This is a genomic window from Cryobacterium sp. Hh11 (genome assembly GCF_004404045.1).
In the GTDB taxonomy this organism is placed as follows: domain Bacteria; phylum Actinomycetota; class Actinomycetes; order Actinomycetales; family Microbacteriaceae; genus Cryobacterium; species Cryobacterium levicorallinum.
The window spans coordinates 184,111-197,460 of the sequence record NZ_SOHF01000025.1; the positions used below are offsets into that span (position 1 = coordinate 184,111).

At 61.8% G+C, this 13,350-nt stretch carries 12 protein-coding genes; 2 read left to right on the forward strand and 10 right to left on the reverse strand.

Features of this window, described 5'->3' with window-relative positions; all coding sequences use genetic code 11:
* Nucleotides 1-40 precede the first annotated feature (40 nt).
* The 5 genes from E3T46_RS11970 to E3T46_RS11990 all read right to left on the reverse strand — a co-directional run bounded on the left by E3T46_RS11970 (nucleotide 41) and on the right by E3T46_RS11990 (nucleotide 6,028).
* Nucleotides 41-2,020: an HAD-IA family hydrolase gene (locus tag E3T46_RS11970; RefSeq protein ID WP_134578712.1), complete on the reverse strand. Its 1,980-nt coding sequence runs from the start codon at nucleotides 2,018-2,020 to the stop codon at nucleotides 41-43.
* On the reverse strand, nucleotides 2,021-3,022 hold the full coding sequence (locus E3T46_RS11975) for an ABC transporter ATP-binding protein (RefSeq protein ID WP_241980686.1): 1,002 nt from the start codon (nucleotides 3,020-3,022) through the stop codon (nucleotides 2,021-2,023).
* A gap of 62 nt (nucleotides 3,023-3,084) precedes the next feature.
* Complete coding sequence (locus E3T46_RS11980) at nucleotides 3,085-3,951, reverse strand: ABC transporter permease subunit (protein WP_166790264.1); 867 nt, start codon at nucleotides 3,949-3,951, stop codon at nucleotides 3,085-3,087.
* On the reverse strand, nucleotides 3,948-4,775 hold the full coding sequence (locus E3T46_RS11985) for an ABC transporter permease subunit (RefSeq protein WP_134578715.1): 828 nt from the start codon (nucleotides 4,773-4,775) through the stop codon (nucleotides 3,948-3,950). Before E3T46_RS11985 ends, E3T46_RS11980 begins: the two co-directional genes overlap by 4 nt.
* A gap of 113 nt (nucleotides 4,776-4,888) precedes the next feature.
* The gene (locus tag E3T46_RS11990; RefSeq protein WP_134578716.1) at nucleotides 4,889-6,028 is read right to left on the reverse strand and encodes an extracellular solute-binding protein; all 1,140 of its coding nucleotides are present in this window, start codon (nucleotides 6,026-6,028) and stop codon (nucleotides 4,889-4,891) included.
* A 291-nt stretch (nucleotides 6,029-6,319) separates the two neighbouring features.
* On the opposite strand from E3T46_RS11990, the gene E3T46_RS11995 reads away from it, so the two are divergent.
* Nucleotides 6,320-7,051, forward strand: coding sequence for a GntR family transcriptional regulator (locus E3T46_RS11995; RefSeq protein ID WP_166790265.1), 732 nt, complete (start codon nucleotides 6,320-6,322; stop codon nucleotides 7,049-7,051).
* Nucleotides 7,052-7,115: 64 nt separating this feature from the next.
* Here E3T46_RS11995 and E3T46_RS12000 read toward each other — a convergent pair whose 3' ends face one another.
* The 3 genes from E3T46_RS12000 to E3T46_RS12010 all read right to left on the reverse strand — a co-directional run bounded on the left by E3T46_RS12000 (nucleotide 7,116) and on the right by E3T46_RS12010 (nucleotide 10,671).
* Nucleotides 7,116-8,069, reverse strand: a complete 954-nt coding sequence (locus E3T46_RS12000; RefSeq protein WP_134444106.1) for a carbohydrate ABC transporter permease — start codon at nucleotides 8,067-8,069, stop codon at nucleotides 7,116-7,118.
* Nucleotides 8,066-9,199 carry a sugar ABC transporter permease gene (locus E3T46_RS12005; protein WP_134578718.1) on the reverse strand — a complete coding sequence of 378 codons (1,134 nt, stop codon included), beginning with the start codon at nucleotides 9,197-9,199 and terminating at the stop codon, nucleotides 8,066-8,068. Before E3T46_RS12005 ends, E3T46_RS12000 begins: the two co-directional genes overlap by 4 nt.
* 152 nt (nucleotides 9,200-9,351) lie before the next feature.
* The gene (locus E3T46_RS12010; RefSeq protein ID WP_134578719.1) at nucleotides 9,352-10,671 is read right to left on the reverse strand and encodes an ABC transporter substrate-binding protein; all 1,320 of its coding nucleotides are present in this window, start codon (nucleotides 10,669-10,671) and stop codon (nucleotides 9,352-9,354) included.
* A gap of 329 nt (nucleotides 10,672-11,000) precedes the next feature.
* Between E3T46_RS12010 and E3T46_RS12015 the strand changes: the two genes are divergently transcribed.
* Nucleotides 11,001-12,035 (forward strand): LacI family DNA-binding transcriptional regulator, encoded by a 1,035-nt coding sequence (locus E3T46_RS12015; RefSeq protein ID WP_134578720.1) that lies wholly within the window; start codon nucleotides 11,001-11,003, stop codon nucleotides 12,033-12,035.
* A 165-nt stretch (nucleotides 12,036-12,200) separates the two neighbouring features.
* On the opposite strand, the gene rplL is transcribed toward E3T46_RS12015, so the two are convergent.
* Both rplL and rplJ read right to left on the reverse strand, forming a co-directional pair.
* Nucleotides 12,201-12,584 (reverse strand): 50S ribosomal protein L7/L12, encoded by a 384-nt coding sequence (gene rplL, locus E3T46_RS12020; protein WP_134555541.1) that lies wholly within the window; start codon nucleotides 12,582-12,584, stop codon nucleotides 12,201-12,203.
* A 54-nt stretch (nucleotides 12,585-12,638) separates the two neighbouring features.
* Nucleotides 12,639-13,154: a 50S ribosomal protein L10 gene (gene rplJ / locus E3T46_RS12025; RefSeq protein WP_092448362.1), complete on the reverse strand. Its 516-nt coding sequence runs from the start codon at nucleotides 13,152-13,154 to the stop codon at nucleotides 12,639-12,641.
* Nucleotides 13,155-13,350: the final 196 nt, after the last annotated feature.

The following is a 13,350-nucleotide window of genomic DNA, read 5'->3' on the forward strand; positions in this document are numbered from 1 at the left end:
GCCGCGAGGCGGATGTCCCGACTCGGCCCAGGAACCTCCGTCAATTCCAGTTCAACCGGGCGACGACAGCTGCGTGATCGGTCGGCCACGCATTCTCAAGGTGGTGGCCTAGAACGCTCGCACCCGGGCCAACTTGGCGGTTTTCACCGATGAGGCGCTTTGGGGGTGCTTCGCTCTCTGCCTCACCGGCTACGGTATAGGCCGCTAAGGCGCGCGCACCCCGGCTAAAGATGAAGTCAATCCGGTCCCGAGGTTCCTCATCGGATGGGATGATCGGCGACCAGGTGTGCCCGGGCGCGACACCAACATTGGGATGAACGACTCGAAATGCATCGGCGTACCCCGCGACCTCGAGCATGCGTGAAGTGGGCCACTCGACAGTATTGGCGCGGTGTCCCGGCTTCCAGTCCAGATGCGAGGGCACGTTGAAATCACCCATGATGAGAATGGAATCCTGTGCAGACACAACGCCCTCGCGCTCGAGCCGGCCCTGTTCAGACAAGATTTTCGCGAGCTCGCCTGTGCGTCGGCGTTCGCCCCGGCTGGCGAGGGTATAGCGCGCAGGAATGCGCGCATCATCGGCCGTATAGGGTCCGTAGTCCGAGTGCCACAGGTGCACTGACCACACCGTGACGGCGCCGGTCGGTGTGAAAACGGTGGCACAGGTTGCGAAGGGATCGGTCTCGGTCTGATGAAGCGACAGTGGATACGGACTTATCACCGCGGTGTCATGACCCTGTTGCGCGATATTCCACCCCATCGCCGCCGCCAACCGACGGCCATGATCCCCGAAAGACTCCTGCAGGGCCACGATCGAGTGGGAAGATTCCCGAAGGTACGCGACCTGCTTGGCGTGGCCGTCGTTGGAGTGGCATCCGCCGAACCAGAGATTCCAGGTCATGGCGGTCACACCCTGCTCCGGCGATTCCGGAGTGAACGTAGCGGGCGCCGCTGTCTGAGGAGCTGCGGACTGCGCCACTGGCCCGGTTGTCCGCACGGTGAATTCACCGGTCCGCCCATTCCATTCCGGTACTAAACCATTCGTCACCAGCAGAAAACGATAGGTCGCGTCGGGCAGGTGGGCCAGATCTATTGAGAGTGATTCCCTATCGTTGGGCACGGATGCCGATGCCACGGGTAGACCTGCCGGCAGCTCGTTCCACAGACAGTCGCTCTGGGCATAAACCTGCACCCGCGCCGTTTGTTCGGCCGGATATTGGCACTGCACGGTCAAAGTCGACGTCGCCGCGTCGAAGGAGCCCCCGACGAGAGTGTACGGACCGACCTGCACGGGCTTCTCCCGTTCCAAGATACGGGCCCAATCGACGAGTTCTTCTTCGAGCAGAGTGGTGTGCCGCACGTGGCAGTCGAGGACCACTTTCGGGTCAGCGTTGACGCCGACAACGAGCAGGCCGGCACTCATGGCAGCCAACGCCCCCACCGCCGAGTCTTCAAAGGCGACGGCTGTCTCGGCGGTTACCGATGGATCGAGTTCGTGCAGTTTGCGGAGGGCAGCCACGTACAGATCGGGAGCGGGTTTGCCCGCCGACACCTCATCCCGGGCGACGGAACACGTGATCCAGTCCCGCACACCGATACGTTCCAGAATCTGGTCGAGCAGCGCACGCGGACTGTTTGACGCGACCGCAACGGGGAATCGTGACGCGAGTTCACTCACCAGGGCCACAGCTCCCGGCATCGGGGTCGCCTCCTGGGCGATGAGGGATTGAAATTCTTCGGACAGCGACACCTCCAATTTGTTTACCGAAGGGGTCGGAAGCCCGGCAGCGGCGAGGATCGTCACGAGCTGCGCGGCCACGTCGTCTATTGCGCCACCACGAAAACCGGCCAGGTCGGTCAGGGTTGTGCCGCGCTCGTTCGCGCACGCAGCCACGGCACGCAACCAGAGGTCCTCGGTGTCCGCGAGTAGTCCGTCGCAGTCAAAAATGATCGCGGATGCTGCGCCCGGCAGCAAGCTCGCGCTCACGTCAATGCTGGTGTTGAGAAATTGGGCTTGCATTTATGCCTCCATCCGAAGCGCCGGGCGCCCCGTAAGTCGAACCCGAACTCTCAGGCCGATCGCTAATTTGGCTACGCTAGCCGAGGGAACGTCGACCTTGATCTCGGAACTTCCGTGACTAATGTCACCCTCGATCTTGGCCGTGATGCGAGTAGTCGCACCGCGGTAAACGTGGGAAATGATGTGGGCAGATCCGCGCTCGGACGCCTCCAGCATGAGCAATTCGGGCCGCACATAGAGCAAATCACGATCGCCATCACGGTGGGGCGTCCAGAGCTCGGGGACGGCCGCGCCGCGGGCGACGGCGAGCTGGTTCGTCGTACCAACGAAGCGAGCAACGAAATCAGTGCTCGGTTGGTCGTAGAGAACCCCCGGCTGGTCAATCTGTTCGATTCCACCGCCCCGCATGACCGCCACCCGATCGGCCATCGCTAGCGCTTCATCCTGGTCATGGGTGACGAAGAGCATCGTGATCCCGAGCCGGAGTTGCAGGTTGCGAATCTCCTCCCGAAGTGAGGCGCGCACCCTGGCATCCAGAGCCGACAGGGGTTCATCCAAGAGCAGCACCCGAGGCTCAACGGCGAGCGCTCGTGCGAGCGCGACGCGCTGTTGTTGTCCGCCGGAAAGTTGGGCCGGAAACCGATCTGCGAAACCGGGCAGCCCGACCAGCTCAAGCAAAGAGGTCAGTTTCGCTACCCGCTTGGCCTTGCCTTCGCGTCGCACGACGAGTCCGAACGATACGTTGTCGGCCACACTGAGGTTGGGAAACAGACTGTACGACTGAAACACCATGCCAATGCCGCGACGGTGGGCCGGGACCTGCAATACATCGCGCCCGTCCACCGTGAGAGTACCGCTCGACGCGGTCTCGAACCCGGCAAGAATTCGCAGCGCTGTTGTTTTTCCGCAGCCAGAAGGGCCGAGCAGTGCAACAAATTCCCCGGGTTCGACAGTGAGGTCAAGGCCAGTGAGCACGGTGGTATCACCAAATTTCTTGCTCACCGAGGTGTACTCGATACGCGCCCCCGTTGCACTTCGGGGGTGAGCGATTGTTGCTGTAAGCGTCACGATTCGTGTCCTTTCAAGGCCAGGGCGCGCGCGGGAGCTGCCCGTCCGGCGAGTACGGTCATGGCGATCAACAGTGCCCAGGTGAGGGCGTTAATGAGGAGGGACATGGAAATGGACGCGCGAAAATTGGATCCGGCAATTTGGGTGAGCCAAACCGGCAGAGTTCGATAGCCAAGCGTCACCGCCATCGTGAATTCGCCCAGGCACAGTGCGATGCAGAAGAAGACACAGAAGATGACCGGCCCTTTAATGTTGGGCAGGATGACCCGCCGGAGCACTGTGGCGCCGCTCGCCCCGAGTGAATGTGCGCTCTCGACGAGGGTGCGCAGATCAATGGTGCGCAGACCAGCATCGAGCGATCGAAATACGAATGGCAGGGTTAAGACGATGTAGCTGCCGATCAGAACGATGGGCAGGTCGGGGTTTTGCAGCAGCTGGCTGATCTGAGCCGGCACGGAACCGCGACCGAAACTGGCCATGCTGCGCAGCACGGTGACCAATCCGGCCGCTAGAGCGATTGACGGTACGACGAGGGGGATCGTGCAGACGATCTCAATAATGGGGCGCCACCGGGGCGCCTTCAGGTGGAGAAACACCATGGTCGGAACCATAATGGCCAGCAGCCCGAAAACGGTCAGAACGGTTATGAGCAGCGTCAGCGAAAGCGCACCGAAAAATCCGGGGTCACGCACCGATTCCAAATACGGCTCAAAGGTGAATCCGATGGTGGGCACGTAGATGCTGAAGGCTAAAGCGCAGAGCATCGGCACCGCAATGTAGAGCGCCACCAAGATGATCAAGGCCCAGCTGAGCCCCGGCGCCACGATACGGATGCCGCGCGCCGCACGCGTCGACTGCTTCATTTGAACCATCTCAGACTCCGTTTTTGCAGCGGCATGTAGACGAGTAAGACCAGCAGGGCCACGATGATCATGTTGACACCCAGTGCCATAGCCACATTCTCCTGTCCGGCCAAGTTGCCACCGGCCAGTCCACTGTCGATGCGGAGGGTAATGAGGGGTACTCCGCCGCCTCCGATCAGGGCCGCGGCCGAGGCGTGGGTCGCGAACGACGCGCCAAAGAGAAGGACAAATCCGGCCAGAATCGCCGGAGTGGCGATCGGCAAGCCGACCTTCTTCCAGAAGTGCCAGCTGGTTGCCCCGACGGAGGCTGCCGCCTCTTTCCACTCCAAGCGCAGGCCGGCCAGGGTGGGCAAAACAACCATGACCATGGTCGGGATCAGAAAATACTGATACATCAGAATGAGTCCGCCGCTGCTGTAGAGGGTGAAACCCCGGTCCGTCAGTGACAGGAGCCCCGTCATGATGCCGGCGTTCCCGACCGCCGCGATGAAGGAGAACGCGAGCGGAACGCCTCCGGAATTGGCCAGCACGCTCGTGAGCACGGTGACCACGGCGGTGAGTTTCTTGGAGCGCGTAGTGAGAATGGCCTGCGCGAGGGCCAGACCGATAATGCCGCCAGTCAGTGCGGCTATCAGGCTAATCTGCAGGCTGTTCTGCATTGCCTCCCAGGACGCCCCCCGGAAACTGGCCACAAAGTTGGCCAGGCTGGGCACGTAGCTTCCCGGGACGTTGACGTCGGCGACTCGAAACGCCGACAGCACGATGCCGAAGACCGGCACGCCCAGAAAAAATGCGATGAAGACAAGGAAAGGGATCAGTCCCATGAACGAGGAGTCGCCGCGGCGCTCGGGCCGAGCGGGCGACGAATGAACGATATCCGTTGCCCGGTCGACCGAATCAGTGCCGCAGGGTGCGTCGCTCCTAGCCACCGTGAGCGTCACGAGGCGACCGCTGCGTCCCACTTCTCAGCCAGGAGCAGGTTGGCGGCGCTGCGCTGGACTTCGGACGGAAACTCGAAGCCCTTCGCGACGGTCGGAAGCCTATCGGCCGCAGCCGTGTCGAGAGCACCGGATTCGACCAGTGCGTCAAAACGCACGGGTCGGGTGTAGCCATTGAGCAGGATATTCTGGCCCTCGTCGGAGTACATGAACTCGATCCAGAGGCGTGCCGCAGCGGGGTGCGGGGCGTCTGCATTGATCGACGCGGCGTAGTAAGACGCCATAGTGCCGTCCGTCGGGATGGCAACTTTAAAATCGACACCAGCTGCGGCAGTGTCATCGGCGGCTGCCAAATTCAGGTAGTCCCAGTTGATAATAATGGGGGTTTCACCGGTTTCCAGCGTTCCAGCGTTGGCCTCGACGGGAATGAGGATGCCGCTCGCCGACAGCTCCGCCATGAAGTCGATGCCCGGCTGGATGTCGTCGAGACTGCCGCCCATCGCCATCGCTGCGGCCCAAACCGCGTTGAAGCCGGATTCGCCCTGGGCAGGGTTTCCGGTGAGGGCGACCTTGCCGGCGTACTGCGGGTCGTCGAGTTCGGCGAAAGAGCTGGGGCACACCGCCACCGCCGCCGCGTCACACCCGATAGTGACATAACCGCCGTACTGGTTCGTCCACCGTCCATCGGTGTCCGTCAGCGCCGGGTCAATGTCAGCGACCGTGGCAGGACGATATTCAGCCAGGAGCCCCTCCGCACTGGCGCTGTTGGCGAAGGAAACTCCGGTGTCGAGGTAGTCGAGAGACCGGCTCTGGCCAATGCGGTTCTTGATGGCATTGATCTGGTCCTGGCTGGAACCGGCCGAGGTGTCGTTGTCGACTTCAATGCCGTAGGTCGCCGTGAATTCCTCGACCAACACCCCATAGTTTGCCCAGTCCGGATAGAGTCCCATGACGTTCAGGGTTCCTTCAGCCTGCGCAGCAGTGATAAGGCTGTCCAGCCCCCCGCCGGCTTCGACCGAGGTAGCGGCGGCCCAACCGACGTCCGCGGCAGCGTCAGTGGAGGTGCTGGCACAACCAGACAGGCCAATCGCGCCGACAAGCAGGATTGCGGGCAGATAACGGCGGTGCGACGTGTTCATTGAAATCCTCTTCAGCCAGAATGATCGTGTACCGGTGGGTCACCGACGGAGACTCCCGAGACAAAAGATCATCGCTCACCCAACTTCTCTAGTGAACTTTGATCTTTGACGTTCGAAGTTCACTAGAGAAGTTGGGCCGGGATGGGTAAATTGAGTGACGAGTAGGTAAACGCTCGGTGAACCCCCAGTGCGTGAGTCCGGTGCGGTCGTCGCACGTTGCGGTGACGCAATACTTTGGACAGTGATCCAGGCTGGGTGCTCAGAGCGCGGCCGTACAGAGTGAGGTTGGGCGTGGCGCGGTATCACGACATTGCAGAAGCCGTTCGAGGCGCAATTACCCGGGGCTTCTATGAGCGCGGAAGTCAGCTGCCCAGCGAACGTGAGCTCTCGGAAGAATTCGACGTTGCTCCCGGTACCATCCGGCAGGCGCTGGGCGAACTCGAAACCGAGGGGGTCCTGGCCTCCCGTCGTGGCAGTCGGCGCACCGTCGTCGGCGAGCCGCGGCCAGCCGCCACGTTCGAAGAATTTCGCAGTTTTGCCCAATGGGCATCGTCGCGCGGGCGCGTTCCAGCCGGCCACGTCATCTCGGGGGTGTGGCAGGACGCTTCGCCGCTCGACCGCGAGGAACTTAGGCTACCGACAGCCGCTCGCGTGTTCTGCGTTGTGCGGGTACGCCTGCTTGACGGCAACGCCATCATGGTGGAGCGCACCCGCTACCGGGACTCGGTCGGCGCCGAGGTGGAGCAGATTCCGTCCGAATGCCCGTCGGTGACTGCCTGGCTCGCGGCGACGGCCAACATCACTTTCTCCCGCGCGGAGCATCAGTTTTCCGCCTGCCCAGCAGGGGTGGAAGACGCGCGGCTGCTCAATGTGCGCCGCGGGTCCCCGCTGCTCATGCACAAGCGCGTTAGCTTCAGCCGCGACGGCCTACCTCTTGAGTGGTCAGTCGACCGTTACGTCGCCGGCACCATCAGCCTCGTCGTCGACAACTCCCTCAACACCAACGCCTTGCGCTGGGAATGACGACCGAGGGCCACCCCGCCGGGGTCGGCCCCGGTAACCATTCACCGGAGATCTGCAGGCCCACCTACCCCTTGGTAGACCCGGCCAGCAGGCCCCGCACGAAGAAGCGTTGCAGGGAGAAGAACACGATCAGCGGCACCAGAATAGACAGGAACGCACCGGCCGTGAGCAAATGCCAGTCCTGGCCGCGGGCGCCGGAGAGTTCGGCGAGCAGCTTGGTCATCGGGGCAACCGCGCCGTCGGCGAAGATTAGCGCCACCAGCAGGTCGTTCCAGACCCACAGAAACTGGAAGATGGCGATCGAGGCGATGGCTGGCATGGTCAGGGGCAACACGATGCGGAAGAAGATCTGCCCGTGGCCAGCGCCATCAACCCGAGCGGCTTCAATGACTTCGGCCGGTATCTCCGAGACGAAGTTGTGCAGCAGATAGATGGCCAGCGGCAGGGCAAACATGGTGTGCGCGATCCAGACCTGCGAGTAGCCGCTGCCCGGGTTGAGCGCCGCGACCACCGGGTAGCCGAAGAGCGTGCCGCCGGAGAAGAACTGCAACAACGGAACGAGCGCCATCTGAATCGGCACGATTTGCAGGGCGAAGACTCCGATGAACATCACGTTCTTGCCGCGAAAATCGATCCAGGCAAAGGCGTAGGCCGCAAGGCTGGCAATCATCAACGGGATGAGCGTGGCCGGGAGGGTGATTGCGATCGAGTTAATGAACGACCCGGCCAGATTGATCTGGCTATTGCCGGCGGCCAGAGCCGTGATGTAGTTGTCGAAGGTGACCCCGGTGTTGGTGAAGATGGTCCACCAGCCGGTGGTGCGCACTTCCTGCGCCGGTCGGAATGACGACACCAGCAGGCCCAAGGTAGGGATAGACCAGAGCACCGCGATGATAAGCGCCCCGATGGTCGCTCCGCGGCTGGTCAACCGCTTCTTGGTCTTGCGGGCGATCGTTGCTTCCGCGCTCCGGGCGCTGCGGCGCTTAGTGGTGGCGTCTACCGGAATGACCGCGCTCATCGGATTTCCCTCTGCTTCTTAATCTGGCGGGCGTTATAGACAACGATCGGAAGCACCAGCAGGAAGAGCACCAGAGCGAAGGCGGCGGAGCGGCCCTGCTCGAAGTTCTTGAACTGGGTATACATTTCGTTGGCCACGACGCTGGTCTCGTTATTGCCGGCCGTCGTGGTGCGCACAATGTCGAAGACCTTGAGCGAAATAATAGAAATTGTCGTCAGAACTACGACGAGGGCGCCGCGGATGCCCGGAACGGTCACGTTCACGAACTGCTGCCAGGCGTTGGTTCCGTCGAGTTCGGCGGCCTCCATCTGCTCGGTCGGTACGCCTTTAATGGCGGCCGAGAGCACGACCATCGCGAATCCGGTCTGCACCCAGATCAGAATCACGATCAAGAACAGGGTGTTGAACGGAGAGAAGGAGAGAAAGTCGACCGGCTGGCCGCCAAACAACACCACGATCTGGTTGAGCAGGCCGATCTGCTCCTGATCGGCTGGGCGGGCCGTGTAGACGAAACGCCAGATGATGGATGCCCCCACCAGCGAAATAGCCATCGGCATAAAGACCAGAATTTTGAAGTATTTTTCACCGCGGCTCTTGTCGATGAATACCGCGTAGGCGAGGCCGGCAATGGTCGAGACGGTCGGGACGATGAGCACCCAGACGATCGTGTTGAGCACGATGCGCACGTTTTCGGGCTGGGTGAAGATCCAGATGAAGTTCTCCAGGCCGACGAACCGGTCACCGCGAGCGCTCATGAAGGCCTGCACGGTGGTTTGAATCGTCGGAATGACCAGGCCGATGGCCAGCAGGAGCATGGCGGGAGCGAGAAAACCAACCAGCTGAAATAGGTACCCAGCGCCCTTGCGCGATCGATAGTCGATATAGAAGAAGCCGAGGCCCAGCACACCGGCACCGATGATGGCCCAAGTGTAGGAGTTGGCCACCAGCAGAATAATCAGGGGTGCCAGAACGCAGACGGCGAGACGAATGACCGTGTAGATGCGGCCAGAGCGGGGGGCAATCTCTACAAAGAACAAGATGGCACCGACAACGACACCGAAAGCCAGAATGACGATCGGAACTTGTGCCAGCGCTGGTAATTGCGCCAGCCAGGAGAAGAAAGCGGACATCTGAAACCTTTCGAGTACGGCAGTGAACCCTGGTATTCGCTCAACAACCGGTGAAAACGCATACGCAACGTACGCCTGTCACGCACGGTGTGCCGCCCGTTTCTGAAGGCGGGCGGCACACCGTTTCATGCCTGAGTGTTGACTGTTTCAGGCTAGCTCGACGGCCAACCCGCTTCGATGCTGGTGAGCACCTCGCTGGTCGGCGTGCCGTTGATCCAGCTCACCATTCCCTTCCAGAACGTTCCGGCTCCCACGGCACCCGGCATCAGGTCGGAGCCATCGAAACGGAAAGTGGTGTCCGGGTCCTGCAGGATTTTGATCGCTTCCTGCAGGATGGGGCTCGTCGCCTTGCTGGCATCGAGTCCCTTGTTGGCGCTGATCACACCACCCAGGCCCACCCGGCTGTTGGCCCAGTCGGCGCTGGAGAGGTACTCCAGAACTGCCTGCGTGTCGGCATCGTCGGAGAATGCACCGACGATTTCGCCACCACCGGTAACAGCCTGGCCGCCCGCCTCAACGGACGGGGTGATGAAAGCCCAGACGTCAGCATCGGGACCGACCTCGCCACCGGCATCCGTGATGAAACCATCAAAGAACGATGCCTGGTGGGTCATCGCACAGGTTCCGTCAGAGACCGGGATGGCAACGTCACCGAAGGGGGTGCTGTTGATCGATGCGACGTCGCCGTAGGTGGCATTGACAAAGGCCGGGTTGAGCAAAATTTCGCCCAGCGAGTCGAAGGCCGACGCGATGGCCGGGTCGGTGAAGGGAATCTCGTTGGCGACCCACTTGTCGTAGGTCTCGGCGCCGGCCTCGCGCAGCACCAGGTCTTCTACCCAGTCTGTTCCCGGCCAGCCGGTGGCGTCGCCAGAGCCGAAGCCCGCGCACCATGGGGCCGCGCCGGTCTTTTCCTGGATGGTCTGGGTAACGGCGAGCAGCTCGTCCCACGTCGTGGGCACTTCAACGCCCCACTCCGCAAACTTCGCCGGCGAATACCAGACAAAACCCTTGACGCTCGCCATGAGGGGGGCGCCGTAGAAGACGTCGTCGACCGTGCCGTAGGCCTTCCAGTCGGCCGACCAGTTCTCGTCGGCGTTCGCCTCGACGGCCGCCGGGGCGGGCTTCAGGAAGTCGCGGGAGGCCAGGTCCTTCATGAGGCCGGGCTGCGGGAAAATCGCGATATCGGGGGCATTGCCACCCTGGGCGCGAATGGAGATCTGCGACTCGAACTCCTTCGACGATTCGTACTGAATGTCAATGTTGTTGTCTGCTGCCCAGCCGGCCCAGGACTCTTCGAGCAGCTTGGCCTCGGTGTCGGCGATCGTGCCATAGATGGTGACGACGCCGTCGCCCTCGGCGCCAGCTTCATTGGTGGTAGCTCCCGGGCCGCCAGAGCAAGCGGTTAGGGCCAGACCCGCGATCGCCGCCAGGGCGAGCGGTGCTGTAATTCGACGGTGCAGGGAAGACCGCATCTTGTTTCTCCTCATTGAGTGGCGCTTGGTCGAGTGGTGGTGCTGAGATTCTGTCAGGGCGGGTAGCTCCGGACTAGTGGCACCGGCCCAGAATAAGCTATTTCTGCCACAACTCGGGAACCGGTTCCACACCATAAATTACGTCACCCGATCAGCGATAGCAACCCTGCGAAGATAACAAAATGGCAAAGATCCAAAACCTGCCGCTGGAAACCCTCCATGTGTGGCGGAACATCAGCAGGGAATCAGGGGTTATCATGGAACCGGTTCCATGATGCGCCAACCCGCGCTATCGTGTCTGAGAACCAGTCGCCAAAGACGGAGACCTGATGAGTTCAATTGCCGATGTCGCGCGCCTCGCCGATGTGGCCAAGGCCACTGCCAGCCGGGCGCTGAGCGGCCGGGGCTACGTCTCGGCCGAGACCCGCCAGAAGGTTGTCGACGCGGCCAGGCAGCTCGGTTACGTTGCGTCACAAAACGCCGCCAGCCTGGTGACCGGCCGAACCAAGAGCGTCGGGGTGATCATTCCTTTTATTAACCGTTGGTTCTTCGCCGAGGTGCTGGAAGGCGTGGAAGAGGCACTGCTCGAGCAGGGCTATGACATGACCCTGTATAATCTGCCCCTGGCCTCCCCCGAACGCGAGCGCGTCTTTGAGTTCTTTCTGGCCCGCAAGCGTTTCGACGGCATTGTCTCGGTGGGCGTTGCCCTGAGCGACGCCGAGGTCAATCATCTACATCGTCTGGGGCGCCCGCTGGTCGGGATCGGCGGCGCTATTCGCGGCGTGCCGACCATTTCCATCGACGACGTTGCCGCTGCCAGGCTGGCCACAGAGCACCTGCTCAGCCTCGGGCATCGCGACATCGTGCACGTCGGCGGCAGTCGGGTCAATGAGATGGATTTTCACGTGCACAGAAACCGCTATGGCGGTTTCGAGGCGGCCATGACGGCGGCGGGTTTACCGGTGCAAGGGTGCCTTCATACCTCTGAATTCACCGTTCCCGGTGGCCATGAGCGCGGCCTGGCCCTCCTGGGCGACCCACGGCAGCGCCCGACCGCGATCTTCGCGGCGAGCGACGAGATCGCGATTGGACTCATTGTCGCGGCTCGGGAATTGGGTATCCAGGTGCCAGCAGAGCTCAGCGTGATCGGAATCGACGGGCATCCATATTCCACAATGTTTCGTCTCACAACACTGGAGCAGCATCCGCGTCGGCAGGGCCAGCTCGCGGTTGCCTCGCTGCTGGCCGAGTTTGAGAACCCAACGCTTGGTGGGCACGATGACGCGTCCACCGTGCTCCAGACGAACCTCGTTATTCGTTCGAGCACGAGCGCGCCACGTCAACCGACCGTCTCTGGTTCCTGACAACACACCTGCGCGAGCGCGGCATCCGCTGTGGGTAACGCTCATCAGGCCCACTGGGGTACGACAAAGGGGCGCCGTCTCCTTTCGGAAACGACGCCCCTTGCACGCTGATCAGTCCGAAGACTGGTCGGCTACGCCTCAATCAGAGCCCCTGTGGGGCGATGATTACTTGAGGGTAACGGTTGCGCCGGCCTCTTCGAGGGAAGCCTTGGCCTTCTCGGCAGCATCCTTGGCAACGCCCTCGAGGACGGCCTTCGGTGCGCCATCGACAACGGCCTTGGCCTCGCCGAGGCCCAGGCTGGTGAGCTCGCGCACAACCTTGATGACCTGGATCTTCTTGTCGCCAACGACGTCAAGGATGACGTCGAACGCGGTCTGCTCTTCGACCTCTTCAGCAGCAGCGGCGGGGCCAGCGGCTCCGGCAGCGGCGACGGGAGCGGCTGCGGTGACCTCGAAGGTCTCCTCGAACGCCTTGACGAACTCGGAGAGCTCGATGAGGGTCAGGCCCTTGAACTGCTCAAGCAGGTCTTCAGTGGAAAGCTTTGCCATGATGTACTCCTATTAGTTTCTTAAAAATTCGTGAACCGTGAACCAGGCAGGTGCCTAGTTCGCGGACTCCTGCTTCTCACGCAGCGCGTCGATGGTGCGAACAGCCTTCGACAGCGGTGCCTGGAAGAGATAAGCGGCTCCGAACAGCGATGCCTTGAAGGCGCCGGCCAGCTTGGCCAGCAGCACCTCGCGGGACTCGAGGTCGGCAAGCTTGCCAACCTCCGCTGCGGTGAGCGGGTTACCGTCAAAGTAACCGCCCTTTACCACCAGGAGAGGGTTTGCCTTGGTAAAGGCACGCAGGGTCTTCGCGACGGCGACGGGGTCTCCGTGCACGAAGGCGATAGCGGACGGACCGACAAGTTCCTCGTCGAACGAGGTGATGCCGGCATTGTTGGCCGCAATCTTGGTGAGCGTGTTCTTTACCACGGCGTACGTGGCGTCCTCACTGATGGACTTACGCAGGCTCTTGAGCTGCGCAACAGTGAGACCGCGGTACTCGGTGAGCAGAACGGCGGTCGAGCTCTGGAATTTCTCCGTAAGCTCGGCGACCGTTGCTTCCTTGTTCGCCATGGTGCTCCTCATTAATAATCATGTGCCGGGTAGCCCGGGGCGCAGACATGAAAAAAGCTCCAGCGCAGGGCGCCGGAGCTTGGGGAACAATCCAAAAGACTGTAACTGAACTTCGAACACCTGCGCGGGCCGTTCACGTGAATGAACCTTCGTCTGCACTTCTGTCTTTCGACATAGCGCAGCAACCGGCGGTCTG